The organism is Ottowia pentelensis (genome assembly GCF_964341695.1).
Map to the genome: position 1 here is coordinate 754,486 of NZ_OZ224513.1, position 15,859 is coordinate 770,344.

18 protein-coding genes and 1 pseudogene are annotated in these 15,859 nt (G+C 64.9%); 8 read left to right on the top strand and 11 right to left on the bottom strand.

Translation table 11 applies throughout. The features are described from left to right. Positions 1-58: 58 nt before the first annotated feature. Entirely contained in the window at positions 59-955 is an 897-nt protein-coding gene (locus ACWHMB_RS03570) for a transporter substrate-binding domain-containing protein (RefSeq protein ID WP_447648438.1), read from the top strand. A gap of 115 nt (positions 956-1,070) precedes the next feature. Then, positions 1,071-1,829: an amino acid ABC transporter permease gene (locus tag ACWHMB_RS03575; RefSeq protein ID WP_293225617.1), complete on the top strand. Its 759-nt coding sequence runs from the start codon at positions 1,071-1,073 to the stop codon at positions 1,827-1,829. A gap of 50 nt (positions 1,830-1,879) precedes the next feature. Here ACWHMB_RS03575 and ACWHMB_RS03580 read toward each other — a convergent pair whose 3' ends face one another. Then, the gene (locus ACWHMB_RS03580) at positions 1,880-2,851 is read right to left on the bottom strand and encodes an IS481 family transposase (protein WP_377542748.1); all 972 of its coding nucleotides are present in this window, start codon (positions 2,849-2,851) and stop codon (positions 1,880-1,882) included. A 148-nt stretch (positions 2,852-2,999) separates the two neighbouring features. On the opposite strand from ACWHMB_RS03580, the gene ACWHMB_RS03585 reads away from it, so the two are divergent. Beyond that, positions 3,000-3,668, top strand: coding sequence for an amino acid ABC transporter permease (locus ACWHMB_RS03585; RefSeq protein ID WP_377484177.1), 669 nt, complete (start codon positions 3,000-3,002; stop codon positions 3,666-3,668). Between the two features lie 25 nt (positions 3,669-3,693). Beyond that, complete coding sequence (locus ACWHMB_RS03590; RefSeq protein WP_377484196.1) at positions 3,694-4,431, top strand: amino acid ABC transporter ATP-binding protein; 738 nt, start codon at positions 3,694-3,696, stop codon at positions 4,429-4,431. Between the two features lie 63 nt (positions 4,432-4,494). On the opposite strand, the gene ACWHMB_RS03595 is transcribed toward ACWHMB_RS03590, so the two are convergent. From ACWHMB_RS03595 to ACWHMB_RS03610, 4 genes are all read right to left on the bottom strand, one after another. Continuing rightward, positions 4,495-5,388: an amino acid ABC transporter substrate-binding protein gene (locus ACWHMB_RS03595; protein ID WP_377484179.1), complete on the bottom strand. Its 894-nt coding sequence runs from the start codon at positions 5,386-5,388 to the stop codon at positions 4,495-4,497. A gap of 111 nt (positions 5,389-5,499) precedes the next feature. Beyond that, entirely contained in the window at positions 5,500-6,546 is a 1,047-nt protein-coding gene (locus tag ACWHMB_RS03600) for a DctP family TRAP transporter solute-binding subunit (protein ID WP_377484181.1), read from the bottom strand. Between the two features lie 85 nt (positions 6,547-6,631). Next, on the bottom strand, positions 6,632-7,930 hold the full coding sequence (locus ACWHMB_RS03605; protein ID WP_293225624.1) for a TRAP transporter large permease: 1,299 nt from the start codon (positions 7,928-7,930) through the stop codon (positions 6,632-6,634). Between the two features lie 85 nt (positions 7,931-8,015). Beyond that, the gene (locus tag ACWHMB_RS03610; protein WP_377484184.1) at positions 8,016-8,600 is read right to left on the bottom strand and encodes a TRAP transporter small permease; all 585 of its coding nucleotides are present in this window, start codon (positions 8,598-8,600) and stop codon (positions 8,016-8,018) included. A gap of 110 nt (positions 8,601-8,710) precedes the next feature. On the opposite strand from ACWHMB_RS03610, the gene ACWHMB_RS03615 reads away from it, so the two are divergent. The 3 genes from ACWHMB_RS03615 to pyrC all read left to right on the top strand — a co-directional run bounded on the left by ACWHMB_RS03615 (position 8,711) and on the right by pyrC (position 10,581). Then, on the top strand, positions 8,711-8,872 hold the full coding sequence (locus tag ACWHMB_RS03615) for a hypothetical protein (RefSeq protein ID WP_377484187.1): 162 nt from the start codon (positions 8,711-8,713) through the stop codon (positions 8,870-8,872). A gap of 143 nt (positions 8,873-9,015) precedes the next feature. Further along, positions 9,016-9,423, top strand: coding sequence for a GreA/GreB family elongation factor (locus tag ACWHMB_RS03620; RefSeq protein ID WP_377484190.1), 408 nt, complete (start codon positions 9,016-9,018; stop codon positions 9,421-9,423). Positions 9,424-9,543: 120 nt separating this feature from the next. Continuing rightward, entirely contained in the window at positions 9,544-10,581 is a 1,038-nt protein-coding gene (gene pyrC, locus ACWHMB_RS03625) for a dihydroorotase (RefSeq protein WP_377484192.1), read from the top strand. Between the two features lie 109 nt (positions 10,582-10,690). On the opposite strand, the gene ACWHMB_RS03630 is transcribed toward pyrC, so the two are convergent. From ACWHMB_RS03630 to ACWHMB_RS03650, 5 genes and pseudogenes are all read right to left on the bottom strand, one after another. Beyond that, entirely contained in the window at positions 10,691-11,263 is a 573-nt protein-coding gene (locus tag ACWHMB_RS03630) for a hypothetical protein (RefSeq protein WP_377542785.1), read from the bottom strand. Between the two features lie 141 nt (positions 11,264-11,404). Further along, positions 11,405-11,632 (bottom strand): annotated as a pseudogene (locus ACWHMB_RS03635) (AAA family ATPase); the annotation flags it as partial. Next, positions 11,532-12,578, bottom strand: coding sequence for an IS481 family transposase (locus tag ACWHMB_RS03640; protein WP_377542751.1), 1,047 nt, complete (start codon positions 12,576-12,578; stop codon positions 11,532-11,534). The gene ACWHMB_RS03640 and the pseudogene ACWHMB_RS03635, both read right to left, overlap by 101 nt. Then, positions 12,572-13,471 (bottom strand): AAA family ATPase, encoded by a 900-nt coding sequence (locus ACWHMB_RS03645; protein ID WP_377542753.1) that lies wholly within the window; start codon positions 13,469-13,471, stop codon positions 12,572-12,574. Before ACWHMB_RS03645 ends, ACWHMB_RS03640 begins: the two co-directional genes overlap by 7 nt. Continuing rightward, complete coding sequence (locus ACWHMB_RS03650; RefSeq protein WP_377482382.1) at positions 13,468-13,719, bottom strand: transposase; 252 nt, start codon at positions 13,717-13,719, stop codon at positions 13,468-13,470. Before ACWHMB_RS03650 ends, ACWHMB_RS03645 begins: the two co-directional genes overlap by 4 nt. Positions 13,720-13,781: 62 nt before the next feature. On the opposite strand from ACWHMB_RS03650, the gene ACWHMB_RS03655 reads away from it, so the two are divergent. Further along, positions 13,782-14,618 carry an NYN domain-containing protein gene (locus ACWHMB_RS03655; protein ID WP_377482384.1) on the top strand — a complete coding sequence of 279 codons (837 nt, stop codon included), beginning with the start codon at positions 13,782-13,784 and terminating at the stop codon, positions 14,616-14,618. A gap of 3 nt (positions 14,619-14,621) precedes the next feature. On the opposite strand, the gene ACWHMB_RS03660 is transcribed toward ACWHMB_RS03655, so the two are convergent. Next, entirely contained in the window at positions 14,622-15,845 is a 1,224-nt protein-coding gene (locus ACWHMB_RS03660) for a low temperature requirement protein A (protein ID WP_377482386.1), read from the bottom strand. Positions 15,846-15,859: the final 14 nt, after the last annotated feature.

The following is a 15,859-nucleotide window of genomic DNA, read 5'->3' on the forward strand; positions in this document are numbered from 1 at the left end:
CGGCTTCCGGGGTGTCGTTGGACGATCCCCTCATTCATTTTTTGCAAAGGGATTTCTCATGAAGAAGCAATTGCTGGCTTTCTCCATCCTGGCCTTCGCGGCCGGCGCCGTCATGGCCCAGGCCCCCGACACGCTGGCCAAGATCAAGGAGCGCGGCGCGGTCAACCTGGGCGTGCGCGACTCCTCCGGCCTGGGCTTCACGCTGGGCGGCGGCAAGTACGTGGGCTTTCACACCGAGATGGCCGAGCGCATCATCGGCGACCTGAGCAAGGACCTGGGCGTGCCGCTGAAGACCAACTACCAGGTCATCACCTCGCAAAACCGCATCCCGCTGATCCAGAACGGCACCATCGACTTCGAGTGCGGCTCCACCACCAACAACACCGCGCGCCAAAAGGACGTGGACTTCGCCTACACCACCTACGTCGAAGAAGTGCGCATGGCGGTCAACACCAAGTCGGGCATCAAGTCCATCAAGGACCTGAACGGCAAGACCGTGGCCACCACCACCGGCACCACCTCGGTGCAAACCCTGCGCAAGAACGAGCGCGCCCAGGGCATCGACTTCAAGACCGTGCAGGGCAAGGACCACGCCGACAGCTTCCTGCTGCTGGAGGCCGGCCGCGCCAACGCCTTCGTGATGGACGGCTCCATCCTGGCGGCCAACATCGCCAAGGCCAAGAACCCCAAGGACTTCGCGATCGTCGGCGAGGTGCTGTCGGTCGAGCCGATCGCCTGCATGCTGCCCAAGGGCGACGCCAAGCTGAAGAAGGCCGTCGACGACTCCATCGTGCGCCAGATCAAGGACGGCTCGCTGGCCAAGCTGTACGACAAGTGGTTCATGCAGCCGATCCCGCCCAACAACGTCAACCTGAACATGCCGGCCTCGGAAGGCACCAAGAACGCCTGGGCGCACCCCAACGACAAGCCGATGGAAGACTACGGCAACAAGTGATCGCGCAACGCGCGCATTGAAGGCGTGAGCCGCAGGGACGCCCACTTGGCTTCAAGTGGGCGTTCGCGCATATGAAGATCGCGAAGCGGGCTGCTTCGGCCGCAGGAGGGTCGTGATGGCAATGGATTGGATGGTGTTCTGCAAGGACACCCTGAGCGGTGACGTGGTGCCCGGCTGCTTCGGCAAGGGGCGCGACATCACCTACCTGGACTGGCTGTTCTCGGCCTGGGGCTGGACGGTGTCGGTCTCGCTCACGGCGCTGGTGGTGGCGCTGGTCGTCGGCTCGCTGATCGGCGTCGTGCGCACCTTGCCGGGCAGCCCCTGGCTGGTACGCCTGGGCAATGCCTGGGTCGAGCTGTTTCGCAACATCCCGTTGCTGGTGCAGATCTTCCTGTGGTACTTCGTGCTGCCGGCCCTGGTGCCGCCCATGAAGAACTTCCCGCCCTTCATCCTGGTGGTGCTGGCGCTGGGCCTGTTCACCTCGGCGCGCATCGCCGAGCAGGTGCGTGCCGGCATCCTGGCCCTGCCCAAGGGCCAGCGCTACGCCGGCATGGCGGTCGGCTTTACCACGCCGCAGTACTACCGCTACGTGCTGCTGCCCATGGCCTATCGCATCATCATCCCGCCGCTCACCAGCGAGTCGATGAACATCTTCAAGAACTCGGCCGTGGCCTTTGCCGTGTCCATCCCCGAGATGACGCAGTACGCGCTGCAGGTGGGCGAGGAAACCGCGCGCCCGATCGAGGTCTACCTGGCCGTCACGGTGCTCTACGCGATTTCGGCGCTGGTGGTCAACCGCGTGTTCGCCTGGATCGAGAAGCGGGCGCGGGTGCCGGGCTTCGTGTCCGCCGGCACGGGCGCGGGAGGACATTGACATGAGCCCCCACGCTACTCACTTCGTGTATTCGCTGCCCCCCAAGGGGGCTAGCTGTCGCATCCCGGACGATCATAAGGTCGCTTGTGAAACAGATGCGGGCTCTCCTGATACCACTGCTTCATGGCCTGCATAGGCGTCTTGCTGCCCAGCGCTGACTGCGGCAGTTGGTGGTTGTACAGGGCCACATAACGCAGCAAGGTCTGCTCCATGTCCTCGCGGCTGTTGAACCTGTGCGTCTTGAGCACGTCGGCAATGCGACCGTTGAACCTCTCCACCATGCCATTGGTCCTGGGCGTTCTGGGCTTGGTCAGGCGGTGTTCGATCCCCAACTCGTCGCACAACTGATCGAACTCGTGGTTGCCGCTGGGCTGGCGCTCGCGGCTGGCAAACAGGCGATCGGTGAACTCCTTGCCGTTGTCGGTCAGCAGCTTGTGGATCTTGATCGGGCAGGCCTTGTGCAGTGCCTTCAGGAAGGACTGTGCACTGGCGGCGGTCTTGTTGGCCTTGAGGGCCACGTACACCCAGCGCGTGGCCCGGTCGATGGCCACGAACAGGTAGCGCCGACTGCTCTCGTCCTGCATCTGGGGCAGGTATTTCACGTCCATGTGCACATAGCCCGGCTCGTAGCTCTTGAAGGCCTTGTGGGCCACGGTAGGCTCCTGGGGCTTGAGGGCATTGAGGTTGCCCGCGCCATGGCGGCGCAGGCACCGATCCAGGCCTGAGCGCGAGACATGGGGGCAAATGAACTCCCGCGTGACAGCCAGCAGGTCATCCAGGGGCAGCAGCAAGGTGCGCCGCAGGTGCACCACCACGCTCTCTTGCGCCGGCGTGAGCACCGTCTGCAGGCGATGGGCCGTGTGCGAGCGATCCCCAAAGACCTGGCGCTTCTTCCACTTGTAGACCGTTTGCTCGGTGATGCCAAAGCGCTGGGCCAGGACAGCGGCGGTCTCGTGGCTGGCCGCGATCTCGGCGCGCACGGCCGGTGTCGTGCGGGCGTTCTTGTGCAGGGCTATCAGCATGGCGTGGCACTCCCGGTGGCTTGCAAGGACTCTATCAACTCCCGCAATACGGCTCGGGCCATGAACAGCGGGTAGCGGTTTTCATCTATGTAATCGTCCGGGATGCGACAGCTAGCCTCCCTTGGGGCGGCCCGGCGGGAGGCTTGTCATGCTGAACCTCGATTTCTCGATCCTCAACTGGGGCCTGATCCAGAACTTCATCCTCAAGGGGCTGTGGTTCAGCATCTTCCTGACGGCGGTGGCCACCGCCGGCGGCATTTTCTTCGGCACCCTGCTGGCGCTGATGCGCCTGTCGGGCAAGCGCTGGCTGGACACGCCGGCGGCGCTGTACGTCAACGTCATGCGCTCGGTGCCGCTGGTGATGGTGATCCTGTGGTTCTTCCTGCTGGTGCCGCTGATGATCGGGCGGCCCATCGGCGCCGAATACTCGGCCGTCGTCACCTTCATCGCCTTCGAGGCCGCCTACTTCAGCGAGATCATGCGTGCGGGCATCCAGTCGATCCCGCGCGGCCAGGTGTTCGCCGGCCAAGCCATGGGCATGAGCTATGCGCAGAACATGAAGCTGGTGATCCTGCCGCAGGCCTTCCGCAACATGCTGCCGGTGCTGCTGACGCAGACCATCATCCTGTTCCAGGACACCTCGCTGGTCTACGCCATCGGCGCCTACGACCTGCTCAAGGGCTTCGAGACCGCCGGCAAGAACTACGGCCGCCCGATCGAAACCTACCTGATGGCGACCGTGACCTACTTCGTCATCAGCTATTCGCTGTCATCCGTCGTCAAGGGCATCAACAGAAAAATTGCCATCATCCGATAAGGAGATCGTCCCCATGTCCACCCCCATGATCCAGCTCAAGAACGTCTCCAAGTGGTACGGCGCGGTGCAGGTGCTGCACGACTGCTCGCTGGAGGTCGAAAAAGGCGATGTGGTCGTCGTTTGCGGCCCCTCGGGCTCGGGCAAGTCCACCCTCATCAAGACCGTCAATGCGCTCGAGCCGGTGCAGCAGGGCGAGATCACCGTCAACGGCATCAAGGTCACCGACCCCAAGACCGACCTGCCCAAGCTGCGCAGCCAGGTCGGCATGGTGTTTCAGCACTTCGAGCTGTTTCCGCACCTGTCGGTCACCGAGAACCTGACCATCGCCCAGATCAAGGTGCTGGGGCGCAAGGCCGACGACGCCAAGGTGCGCGGCCTGAAGATGCTCGACCGCGTCGGCCTGATGGCGCACAAGGACAAGTTCCCGGGCCAGCTGTCGGGCGGCCAGCAACAGCGCGTGGCCATTGCGCGCGCGCTGTCGATGGACCCCAACGTGATGCTGTTCGACGAGCCCACCAGCGCGCTCGACCCCGAGATGGTGGGCGAGGTGCTCGACGTCATGGTCAAGCTGGCCAGCGAGGGCATGACCATGATGGTGGTCACGCACGAGATGGGCTTTGCCCGCAAGGTGGCCAACCGCGTCATCTTCATCGACGTCGGCGGCCACATCCTGGAAGACTGCAGCAAGGACGAGTTCTTCAACCACCCCGAGAACCGCCAGCCGCGCACCAAGGACTTCCTCGGCAAGATCCTCCAGCACTGAGGGCCGGTAGACCGACAAAAAAAGGACGGCCCTGGCCGTCCTTTTTCATGCCGAGGCCCTTTTTCAGTCGCCCAATTGGTCGCTCGGGAACTTCAGCGAATCCTTCAGCAGGTAGTTCATCGGGATGTTGTAGTTCAGCTGCTTGGGCGGAATGGGGGTTTCGAACCAGCGCGCATAAAGAGCGTGAAAGCTGCGGTCGAAGATCATCTGCCGCAGCACGCCGTCGAATTCCTGCTTCCAGGCGGCGTCGCCCTTGGGCAGCATGATGGCCAGCGGCTCGATCGACAGCAGGTTGCCCACCACCTGCCAGTCGCCGGGCTTGGCGGCGGCCGCGCGCAGGGCGAACAGCTGGATGTCGTCCATCATGTAGGCGTCGCCCTGCTTGTCGCCCAGCTCCTTGAAGCAGACGCTGGGCGAGTCGCACTCCTTCGTGCGGGCATTGAGCTGCAGGCTGGCGTTGCGCTCCTCGATGATCTTGGCGGTGGTGGTGCTCTTGGTCACCAGCACGGTCTTGTCCTTCAGGTCGGCCACGCCCTGGATGCCGCTGTGGGCCGACACCAGGATGCGCACGCCGGCGTAGTAGTGCGGGATGGTGAAGGCGACGCCGATCTTGTCGCGCCGCTCGCGGTTGTTGGTGGTGTCGGCGCATTCGGCGTCGACCTTGCGCTCGACCACGGCCTTGAAGCGATCGGCGTTGGACAGCGGCACGTAGACGATCTTGGTGCCCTGCGGGATCAGCTTGCGCTGCTCCAGGTCCTTGACCACGGCCTTGCACAGGTCCACGGCAAAGCCCAGGCCCTGCTTACCGTCGGCCGAGGCGTAGGACAGCGGCGGGGCGTCGGGCCGATAGCCCAGGCGCACCTCGCCGCGCGCGCGAATGTCATCCAGAACCCCTGCGTTGGCCAGCGGCAACAGAGCCGCAAGGCCGAACGCAAGGCAGGCCAGGGAACGCTGCATGATGTCTCCTCAAGATTTGTGAAAAAGGATGTAAACCTCAGCCGATGGCCGAGGATGCATCCTTTTTGGGCATTTTGGGTGCCTCATGCAGCCAAAAATAACGCCGCAGTGTTATTTTTTTCGCGCCGCGATGGCTTTTTCGGCCATGTTCACCAGGTCGGTGCCGACCTGCGGCTTCCACTTGTCGTAGATCGGCCGCGTGACCTTGACGAAGGCCTCCCGCTCTTGCGGCGTCAGGTGCGTGACGGTGACGCCCATGCCCTCGATTTCCTTCAGCAGGGGCTGGCCGGGCTCGATCATGCCCTTGCGCGCGATGGCGATTTCTTCCTTGCCGGCCTCGATGGCGGCCTGGCGCACCGCCTCGCGGTCGGCCGGCGTCCAGCTGTTCCACACGTCCTTGTTGACCACGAACACCAGCGGGTCGGCCACGTAGCCCCACATGGTCAGGTACTTCTGGCCCACGTTCTGCAGCTTGGCGGCGGTGAAGATGCTCATCGGGTTTTCCTGCCCGTCCACCGCGCCGCTGGCAAAGGCCGGCTGCGCGTCGGCCCAGCTCATCTGCGTCGGGTTGGCGCCTAGGGCGGTGAAGGTGTCGATGAACAGGGGCGAACCCACGATGCGGATCTTCAGGCCTTTCATGTCGGCCGGGCTCTTGACCGCGTGCTTGGAGTTGGTCAGCTCGCGGTAGCCGTTCTCGCCCCAGGCCAGGGGCACCACGCCGGCCTTGTCCAGGATCCTGAAGATTTCCTGGCCAACCTGGCCCTGCGTCAGCGCGTCGATGGCGGCGTAGTCGGGCATCAAAAAGGGCAGCGAGAACAGGTTGAGCTGCTTGACCTGCGGCGACCAGTTGATGGTCGAGCCGATGGCCATGTCGATCACGCCCTGGCGCAGCGCCGAGAACTCGCGCGTCTGGTCGCCCTGGATCAGCGACACGCCGGGGTACAGCTTGATGTTGATGCGGCCGTTGGTCTTCTGGCGCACCTTGTCGGCCCAGATCTCGCCGCCCTTGCCCCAGGGGAAGGCGGTGCCCACCACCAGCGACATGCGGTATTCGCTCTTGTAGTTCTGCGCCTGCGCGCTGGCGGGCAGGCCCAGCGTGAGCGCGGTGGCGAGCGCCGTGGCGGCGGCCGCGGCCAGCAGGTTTCGACGTTGCTTCATGACAGGATCTCCTCTAGAGTCACTATGAAAAAATGAGCTGCTCGCGCAGATCGGATGGGCGCCAGAGCCATATTTGGCTAAAAAATCAGAACCCCAGCGCCTGCGGCAGCCACAGCGCCAGCTGCGGCCACACGATCACCATCAGCACCACCACGCCCAGCGCCAGCACCAGCGGGACGACCCAGCGCACGGTGGTTTCCATGCTGACGCCGGCAATGCGGCACGACACCATCAGGTTGACCGCCAGCGGCGGCGTGAACTGGCCCATGGCCACCATCAACGTCAGCAGCACGCCGAACCACACCGGGTCCCAGTGGTAGTGCTGCATCAGCGGCCACATCAGCGGCACGAAGATCAGGAAGATCGAGATGCCGTCCAGGAACATGCCCAGCACCACCAGCAGCAGCACGATCAGCGTCAGCACGCCGTATTCGCCCAGGCCCGAGTTGACGATGGCGTGGGTGATCGGGTCGATCACGCCCAGCGTGGACAGCGAGAAGGCGAAGATGCCCGCCAGCGCCACCACCAGCAGGATGACGGCCGACAGCTCGCCCGACTCCTTGAGCACGGGAAACAGGTCGCGCCAGGTCATGGTGCGGTGGATCACCATGCCCACGAACAGGCCGTAGAACACCGCCACCACCGCCGCCTCGGTCGGCGTGAACCAGCCCATGCGCATGCCGCCCAGGATGACCACTGGTGCCAGCAGGCCCCAGATGGATTCAATGAAGCTCTTGAGCAGCGGCGGGCGCGGCAGGTCGGCCTCCAGCTGGCCCATGCCATGCTTGCGCGCCATCCACACCGCCGGCACGATCAGCGCCAGGCCCACCAGCACGCCCGGAATCAGGCCGGCGGCAAACAGCGCCGGCACCGAGGCGCCCGGCACCAGCACCGAGTACACGATGAAGGCCACCGAGGGCGGGATCAGGATGTCGGTGGCCGCCGCCGCGCCCACCACGCTGGCCGAATAGGCGCGCGGGTAGCCCGCCTTGGTCATGGCCGCGATCATCACGCCGCCCACCGCCGCCGCCGTGGCCGGCCCCGAGCCCGAGATGCCGCCCATGAACATGGCCACCGCGATGGTGATCAGCGGCAGCATGCCCGGCCCGCGCCCGACGATGGCGGTGGCGAAGTTCACCAGGCGCGCGGCCACGCCCGAGCGGTCGAAGATCGAGCCCACCAGCACGAACATCGGGATCGCCAGCAGCGGGTACTTGCCCAGGCCGGCGTAGAAGTTCTGCGGCACCGCCAGCAGACCGAACCACTGCGTCTGGCTGTTGGCCAGGGCGATGGCCGCCGCCCCCGCCAGGCCGAGCGACGCGCCGATCGGCACGCCCAGCAGCATGGTGACGATGAAGACCGCGAAGAGCAGGGTGGCGATCATGAGACTTGGCCCCCACGCTTCGCTGCTTCGCATGCTGCGCTGCCCCCCACGGGGGCCTTCGCACCTTCGGGCGGCCGTGCGGTGCTCATGGCGCGCGCTCCTCGTCCAGGATTTCAGGCGAACTCGGCAGCTCGGGGTTGTCCGCCGCCGGGCGGCCGCCGCGCAGCATCAGGCCGATGGCGCGCAGCGCGATGGCGATGGAGACGATGGGCAGCCAGATCGAATACCACCACTGCGGCACGCCGATGCCGGGCGAGGTCTCGCCGTAGCGGATGTCGTCCCACACCAGCCGCGCCGACAGCGCCGCCATCAGGATGAACAGCAGCGCCACCAGCGCCGCGCCCAGAATGGCCAGCGCGCGCTGGCGCTTCTCGGGGCCGCTGTCGGCAAAAAACTCGATGCGGATGTGCCGGTTGCGCGCCACCGCGGCCGAGCTGGCCACCATGGCCAGCAGGATCATCAGGAACACCGACACCTCCTCGGTCCAGGCAAACGAGGCGTCGGTGAAGTAGCGCACCAGCACGTTGGCGAAGGTGATCAGCGCCAGCAGCGCCATGATGATCACGGTCAGCCAGTCCTCGATTGCCAGCGGCACGCGGGCTTGAGGGGCGGGAGGGGAGGAGGGGTCGGCAGCGGCCGGCGGGCGCGTGCTGGGATCGGGAGCGGACATGGGGACGCGAAAGGCCAAAAAAACGGCTGATCCCTTGATCAACCGTACATGCGCCCTATCTTAAAGGCGCCGGCATGGCTTTTGGCCGGCCCTGCGGCTATCATTGATCCATGCAAACCCTGAGCGTCCTGCCCGTGCGCGCCATCGCGCACCCCGACGCGGCCCCCGTGGCCGCCGGCAGGGCGCGCGCGCGCATCGCGTTTTTCGCGCCTCATGTGATCTGGCGAGCCCGCACGGCTCGCGCGGCCCGCCTCGCGGCCGCACTCACCTGAGCCCGACGGTCCCGCTGCACCCCCTCGCCCCCGCACAGCGCCCCACCGATCGTCGGGCCTGCACCGTCCCGGCACCGCGCCGCCTCGTTCGACCCCGCCCGGCACCCGGGCGCCTTCCTGATTTGACCTGCAAAGGAGCCCCCATGACCGACACCGCCTTCGCCCGCACCATCACCGACCTGGACCACATCCGCCTATACAAGCTGCTGCAGCGCCAGGGTGCCGCCGACGACACCCCGCTGGCCGAGCTGATCGACGCCGCCGAGGTCGTCACGCCGCAAACCGTCGCGCCCGACGTCGTCACCATGCTCAGCCGCGTGCGCGTGGCCGACCCGGCCGGCGGCGCCGAGCGCAGCCTGACCCTGTGCTATCCGCCCGAGGCCGACGCCGCGCGTGGCTTCATCTCGGTGCTGTCGCCGCTGGGCACCGCGCTGCTGGGCTTGCGCGTGGGCGAAACCGCCCGCTGGCGCGGCGCCGACGGCCGCGAAACCGCGCTCATCCTGCGCGCCATCGAGTTTCAGCCCGAGGCCAACGGGGACTACACCGAGTGATGGGGCGGCCGTCGAACGCTATTGTTTGGATAGCTGCTCGCGCTTGATGGGCGGGCGCCAATGCCCGAAATGGCTTGAAACGCGCCGTGCCCCGGCACGCGCCTGCGCGACAATCGCCCCATGACCGCCCCGCAGACCCTCACCCTCACCCGCCCCGACGACTGGCACCTGCACGTGCGCGACGGCGCTGCCATGGCGGCGGTGGTGCCGCACACGGCGGCGCAGTTCGGCCGCGCCATCATCATGCCCAACCTGCGCCCGCCGGTCATCACCACGGCGCAGGCGCTCTCATATAAAGAGCGCATCGCGCAGGCCGTGCCTGCGGGAACGGCCTTCGAGCCGCTGATGACGCTGTACCTGACCGACAACACGCCGCCCGATGAAATCGTGCGCGCGGCGGACGCCGGCATCGCCGCCCTCAAGCTCTACCCGGCCGGCGCGACGACGAACAGCGACGCCGGCGTGACCGACGTGCGCAAGACCTACAAGACGCTGGAGGCCATGCAGCGCGCGAACCTCTTGCTGCTGGTGCACGGCGAGGTGACCGACCCCGAGATCGACCTGTTCGACCGCGAGGCCGTGTTCATCGACCGCGTGCTGGCACCCTTGCGCCGCGACCTGCCCGAGCTGAAGATCGTCTTCGAGCACATCACCACGCGCGAGGCGGCGCAGTACGTGCAGGCGGCCGACGCGCACACCGCCGCGACGATCACCGCGCACCACCTGCTCTACAACCGCAACGCGATATTCCTCGGCGGCATCCGCCCGCACTACTACTGCCTGCCCGTGCTCAAGCGCGAAGTGCACCGCCAGGCGCTGGTGCAGGCGGCCACCAGCGGATCGCCGAAATTCTTCCTCGGCACCGACTCCGCCCCGCACCCCGCGCACCTGAAGGAGCACGCCAGCGGCTGCGCCGGCTGCTACACCGCACTGTCCGCGCTGGAGCTGTACGCCGAAGCCTTCGAGGCCGCCGGCGCGCTGGACAAGCTGGAAGGCTTCGCGGCGTTCTTCGGCGCCGATTTCTACGGCTTGCCCAGGAACAGCGGGCGCGTCACGCTGCGAAAAGAAGCGTGGACGCTGCCGGATGAGCTGCCGTTCGGGGAGGCGGTGGTCAAGCCGTTGCGGGGTGGGGAAACATTGGCGTGGCGTCTTGCGTGAGCACAGACTCGTGGGCTGGGTAGAGCACTGCGAAACCCAGCAATCCGCCTACTCGCCGCGCATTCACCGTCGATGCTGACTCCCGAACTCCAATACAGACAAGCAGTTATCAGGCAACCTTGAGGGCGCGGTTCGCCACTTTGACCACACGATAGAACTCGCCGAAGTATTCCGAGCCTGGCTGCGCTACGCGCCTGAATTCTGCGAGAAATTTCTTCTTGAGAGAATTGCGGGCGCTTTCTCTTTCATCCTTGGTGCCAGAAGTTGCGGCCATGACGAGATCGGCATTTGCTGCAAATACTGCAGTACGTACGGATTCGGGTAGCAGGCCCTCTATCGCTCGCTTTCCAGGTTCATCTATGCCAATGGCGAAATAGTCTTGGTCCTTCTTTAAGTCCAATGACGTAAGGCACCTTTCAATTTCGGCTCTCATGTCGAGATCGAACGTCAAGAAAACACGCTTGTATCGGTTCTTGATGAATCGGAGAAGCATATTGTTCTTTAGGGTACTGGCGCCGTCGTAGATCACGATCTCACCGTCGAACGCAAGTGCATTCGACCCATGGGACGACTCGCGAAGCATTTCAAAGTACGCCTTGTCAGTGTCACCTTCAACGAGCAGGATTGCGTCGCTTTGACTGCCGAATAATTTCTGCCACGGCTTAAATTCGTCAGAACTCATGCCCAATGCCTGTCCGAACGGCGCCATCCAGTTTTCCCCTCCACTGTCAACCCGTGTAGTCTCTCGTAACTGGCCGTAGTGCGAGCGTCGACTTAGCAAAATATTTGATTCTGCGTTCGTAAGGCTAAGCAGATACGGACTATGCGTGGTGACAATGACTTGTACTTTGAATTCCTCCGCCAAGTCCTGCAAAATACGCCCAAACTCCGCTTGAGCGTAGGGATGGAGGAAGCTTTCGGGTTCTTCTATAATGATTAGAGGGGTTACTTTAGAAGCGCTTGCCTCGGATTCTCCAATTTGCTTCGCGCGGAATAATGTTCGTAAAATTAGTGTACGGTTTTGCGTACCTGTCGCATCCCGGACGATCATAAGGTCGCTTGTGAAACAGATGCGGGCTCTCCTGATACCACTGCTTCATGGCCTGCATAGGCGTCTTGCTGCCCAGCGCTGACTGCGGCAGTTGGTGGTTGTACAGGGCCACATAACGCAGCAAGGTCTGCTCCATGTCCTCGCGGCTGTTGAACCTGTGCGTCTTGAGCACGTCGGCAATGCGACCGTTGAACCTCTCCACCATGCCATTGGTCCTGGGCGTTCTGGGCTTGGTCAGGCGGTGTTCGATCCCCAACTCGTCGCACAACTGATCGAACTCGTGGTTGCCGCTGGGCTGGCGCTCGCGGCTGGCAAACAGGCGATCGGTGAACTCCTTGCCGTTGTCGGTCAGCAGCTTGTGGATCTTGATCGGGCAGGCCTTGTGCAGTGCCTTCAGGAAGGACTGTGCACTGGCGGCGGTCTTGTTGGCCTTGAGGGCCACGTACACCCAGCGCGTGGCCCGGTCGATGGCCACGAACAGGTAGCGCCGACTGCTCTCGTCCTGCATCTGGGGCAGGTATTTCACGTCCATGTGCACATAGCCCGGCTCGTAGCTCTTGAAGGCCTTGTGGGCCACGGTAGGCTCCTGGGGCTTGAGGGCATTGAGGTTGCCCGCGCCATGGCGGCGCAGGCACCGATCCAGGCCTGAGCGCGAGACATGGGGGCAAATGAACTCCCGCGTGACAGCCAGCAGGTCATCCAGGGGCAGCAGCAAGGTGCGCCGCAGGTGCACCACCACGCTCTCTTGCGCCGGCGTGAGCACCGTCTGCAGGCGATGGGCCGTGTGCGAGCGATCCCCAAAGACCTGGCGCTTCTTCCACTTGTAGACCGTTTGCTCGGTGATGCCAAAGCGCTGGGCCAGGACAGCGGCGGTCTCGTGGCTGGCCGCGATCTCGGCGCGCACGGCCGGTGTCGTGCGGGCGTTCTTGTGCAGGGCTATCAGCATGGCGTGGCACTCCCGGTGGCTTGCAAGGACTCTATCAACTCCCGCAATACGGCTCGGGCCATGAACAGCGGGTAGCGGTTTTCATCTATGTAATCGTCCGGGATGCGACACGTACCGCTTCCCCAATTGTCCAGTGGAACATTGTGTTTGCTATCACCCAGTGTCAGATTTAGAGGAAGCCAACCTAAATCGAAAGCGGCAACCGATAGACCAATACGATACTTTGTTTCTAGGCGACCAAGCAGTGCTTCAAGTTCTTGTTGCTGATTTTTTGCAATTTTCTGAAGCCCTCTGTCCATGTCTTTTTTGAGTTTGGCAAGAGCTTCCGCGCTGTTGCCTGAAACCTCACGCAATGTTCCGAATCCTTCGCGAAATCGTAGGCGAGCCAGCTCGCTTTGCGGCGAGTTATGAAAGAGCATGCTCTTTGAAGTACGAAGCTTCTTGAAAACCTCCTGAGCTTCAAGACCTTCGAACGTCTTTCCATCACACTCAACGTTCACCTTGGGCGTCGCCCCCTCACCTGAGTATGTGGCGGACATTGCTATTTCAAGTCCGGACGGATGCTCCCCAATTTGAAGTTGCCGTAAGATAAATTGATAGATGCCCGCGTCCCGTTGAGCGTCTATCTGCAGTCTCAAGCTAATCGAGATCGTTTGCTGCTCTGGCGGAGTGTCAAGCCACTTCGGGAAATCGTTTTTTACAGTGACTGATTCGTCGTCACCAGGAAAATAAACCCCTTCGTCTTCTTCGCGCATCATCGCTCGAATAGCGCGGATGACATTGGTTTTCCCGGAATCATTCGGACCGCAGAGAGCCGCATAGGAACCAAGGAACTCTAGATCGATTGAATCGATGGTGCGATAAGAGCGAACTGACAGCGATGCGAGTTTCATAGTGCCGGTATTGTGAGGGCAAATGTGTAGTCGTCTTCCTTCGGCAGGCGCCACAGCGCATGCAGATGGTCCGGCAAGACCACGATGGCTTCGATCGTGAAGGGGTGGCGCGCCCGCACCGCTCCAAAGGCTTGCCGCAGCGCGTCGATGTGCCGCATCAGCAGATCGTTGCCGCGTCGCTCCGCCAAGGTCAACGTGAAGAAGTAGCTGGCCTCGCCAAGTTTCGGCGCGCGGATGTAGCGTCGCATGCGCGCATTGTGGGGTGGCTGCTGGGTTACGCTTCGCTAACCCAGCCCGCCAAGCCCGTGCCATGGAAGCCCCCCAACCCCGCATCGCCCTCCTCATCGACGCCGACAACGCGCCGGCCGACCTGATCGACGAGATCCTGACCGAGCTGTCGACGCTGGGCGTGATCAACATCCGGCGCGCCTACGGCAACTGGACCAAGCAGGCGCTGCACGGCTGGCAGGAGCGGCTGCTGGACTTCGCCATTCGGCCGATGCAGCAGTTCGACTATTCCAAGCGCAAGAACGCCAGCGACATGGCGATGACGGTGGACGCGATGGAGCTGCTGTACACCGAGCGGCCGGACGCCTTCGGCATCGTCTCGTCCGACGCCGACTTCACGCCACTGGTGATGCATCTGCGCGCCAAGGGCGCCGCCGTGTACGGCTTCGGCGCCGCGCAGACGCCCATGCCCTTCGTCAACGCCTGCTCGCGCTTTCTGTACCTGGAGGCGCTGGCCGAGGCGGGCGGCGAGGGCGAGTCCGACATGGGCAGCGTGTCGACCGCCGCACTGGACGCCGAACGCGCCGCCGCCAAATCGCCGGCCAAGGCAGCGCCGTCACCGGCAGCCACCGCCGCGCCGGCGCCGCAGCGCATCCGCGTGCCGACCGCGCAGCTGCGCCAGGACTCGGCCCTGATGAACCTGCTGCGCGACGCCGTCAACGCCATGCAGGACGAGTCGGGCTGGGCCCGCGTCGGCGCGGTCGGCACGCAGATCAGCAACAAGGCCAGTTTCGATCCGCGAAACTACGGCTACGCCAGCCTCAGCAAGCTGCTGGCGGCGACCGGCGCGTTCGACTTTCGCGACGAGGGAACGTCACGCGTGAGCGTGCGCGACAAGCGGGCCGCGCGCGCGGCCTGAGCGTCAATTTTTTGGCGTGTCGCCGCGGGTGGAGTTCGCCACCCGCCGCCGCTCCTGCGCCACGATCATGACCACCGGCCCCAGCGACAGCAGCAGCAGGCCCCAGGGCAGCGGCAGCCCGCGCGCCACCGCCAGCGGCCCCAGGCCGATGCATGCCAGCACCAGCGCCAGCAGGGCCAGCTGCCGGTCGGGCCCGCGCGTGGCGTGGCGGTGCAGTGCCCAGATCGAGGCCACGTAGATCGCCTGCGGCACGGCCACCGCGCCGACGGCGGCCAGCGCGCTGGCGCCGCCGTCGGGCTTCATCGCGTCGGCCACCCCCTCCAGCCCGCTGCCGACGGCGGCCAGGGCGGCAAAGGTGACGTAGTGGCCATAGCCCCAGCCGAAGCTGCGCTCGCGGTGCGCGTGCAGCGCCGCGCCCGAGGGCAGCAAAAAATACATCCACCACAGGCAAAAGGCCAGCAGCGCGCCGCCCAGGCCCACCAGCGCCAGCTCGGCCGTCAGCCCGTGCGCCTGCACCAGGTTGCTGACGGCGTTGGTGGCACCCAGGATGCTTTCGCCCAAAATCATGATGACGAAGCCGCTGTAGCGCTCGGCGATGTGGTGCGCGTGCCAGGGCGTGGGCGGGCCGCGCGTTTCGGCCCACACGGGCACCGCCAGCTCCAGCAGCACCAGCACGCCGATGGCCGGCCAAGCCCCGGCGGCCGGCAGCCAGCCGCTGGCGGCGTCATTGGCGATCCACAGCGCTTGCACCGCCGCCACGCCGCCGGCATAGCGCAGGCAGGTGGCGCGCCGCGCCGCATCGCCCCGCGCCGCGCGCAGCCACTGCACGCACAGGGGCAGGCGCATGGCGGCGTAGCCCACCACCGCCAGCTGCGTCCGGCCCTCGAACAGGCCGGGCACGCCGGTGGCGAAGATCAGCACGCCCGTCATCTGCATCAGGGTCAGCACGCGCCAGACGGCGTCGTCGGTGTCGTAGGCCGAGCTCAGCCACGTGTAGTTCATCCACGCCCACCAGATGGCGAAAAACGCCAGCAGATAGCCCGGCAGCGCCGCCAGCACGTGGTGCGCGCCCTCGGCGTGGTGCAGCTGCGCGGCGGCCAGCGCGACGCCGACCACGAAGGTCAGGTCGAACAGCAGCTCCAGCGGCGTGGCGGTGCGCCCGGCTTCGTGGATGTCGCGCCCGCGCGGGGCGTGCGGGTGCCGGGCGGCGGGCGCGGGCGAGGTCATGGGCGGCGGCGGGC

Excerpts from the sequence above, each read along its gene's own strand:
- ACWHMB_RS03570 (WP_447648438.1), top strand. The coding sequence starts at position 59 with ATGAAGAAGCAATTGCTGGCTTTCTCCATCCTGGCCTTCGCGGCCGGC.
- ACWHMB_RS03575 (WP_293225617.1), top strand. The coding sequence starts at position 1,071 with ATGGCAATGGATTGGATGGTGTTCTGCAAGGACACCCTGAGCGGTGAC.
- ACWHMB_RS03580 (WP_377542748.1), bottom strand. The coding sequence starts at position 2,851 with ATGCTGATAGCCCTGCACAAGAACGCCCGCACGACACCGGCCGTGCGC.
- ACWHMB_RS03585 (WP_377484177.1), top strand. The coding sequence starts at position 3,000 with ATGCTGAACCTCGATTTCTCGATCCTCAACTGGGGCCTGATCCAGAAC.
- ACWHMB_RS03590 (WP_377484196.1), top strand. The coding sequence starts at position 3,694 with ATGATCCAGCTCAAGAACGTCTCCAAGTGGTACGGCGCGGTGCAGGTG.
- ACWHMB_RS03595 (WP_377484179.1), bottom strand. The coding sequence starts at position 5,388 with ATGCAGCGTTCCCTGGCCTGCCTTGCGTTCGGCCTTGCGGCTCTGTTG.
- ACWHMB_RS03600 (WP_377484181.1), bottom strand. The coding sequence starts at position 6,546 with ATGAAGCAACGTCGAAACCTGCTGGCCGCGGCCGCCGCCACGGCGCTC.
- ACWHMB_RS03605 (WP_293225624.1), bottom strand. The coding sequence starts at position 7,930 with ATGATCGCCACCCTGCTCTTCGCGGTCTTCATCGTCACCATGCTGCTG.
- ACWHMB_RS03610 (WP_377484184.1), bottom strand. The coding sequence starts at position 8,600 with ATGTCCGCTCCCGATCCCAGCACGCGCCCGCCGGCCGCTGCCGACCCC.
- ACWHMB_RS03615 (WP_377484187.1), top strand. The coding sequence starts at position 8,711 with ATGCAAACCCTGAGCGTCCTGCCCGTGCGCGCCATCGCGCACCCCGAC.
- ACWHMB_RS03620 (WP_377484190.1), top strand. The coding sequence starts at position 9,016 with ATGACCGACACCGCCTTCGCCCGCACCATCACCGACCTGGACCACATC.
- pyrC (WP_377484192.1), top strand. The coding sequence starts at position 9,544 with ATGACCGCCCCGCAGACCCTCACCCTCACCCGCCCCGACGACTGGCAC.
- ACWHMB_RS03630 (WP_377542785.1), bottom strand. The coding sequence starts at position 11,263 with ATGAGTTCTGACGAATTTAAGCCGTGGCAGAAATTATTCGGCAGTCAA.
- ACWHMB_RS03640 (WP_377542751.1), bottom strand. The coding sequence starts at position 12,578 with ATGCTGATAGCCCTGCACAAGAACGCCCGCACGACACCGGCCGTGCGC.
- ACWHMB_RS03645 (WP_377542753.1), bottom strand. The coding sequence starts at position 13,471 with ATGAAACTCGCATCGCTGTCAGTTCGCTCTTATCGCACCATCGATTCA.
- ACWHMB_RS03650 (WP_377482382.1), bottom strand. The coding sequence starts at position 13,719 with ATGCGACGCTACATCCGCGCGCCGAAACTTGGCGAGGCCAGCTACTTC.
- ACWHMB_RS03655 (WP_377482384.1), top strand. The coding sequence starts at position 13,782 with ATGGAAGCCCCCCAACCCCGCATCGCCCTCCTCATCGACGCCGACAAC.
- ACWHMB_RS03660 (WP_377482386.1), bottom strand. The coding sequence starts at position 15,845 with ATGACCTCGCCCGCGCCCGCCGCCCGGCACCCGCACGCCCCGCGCGGG.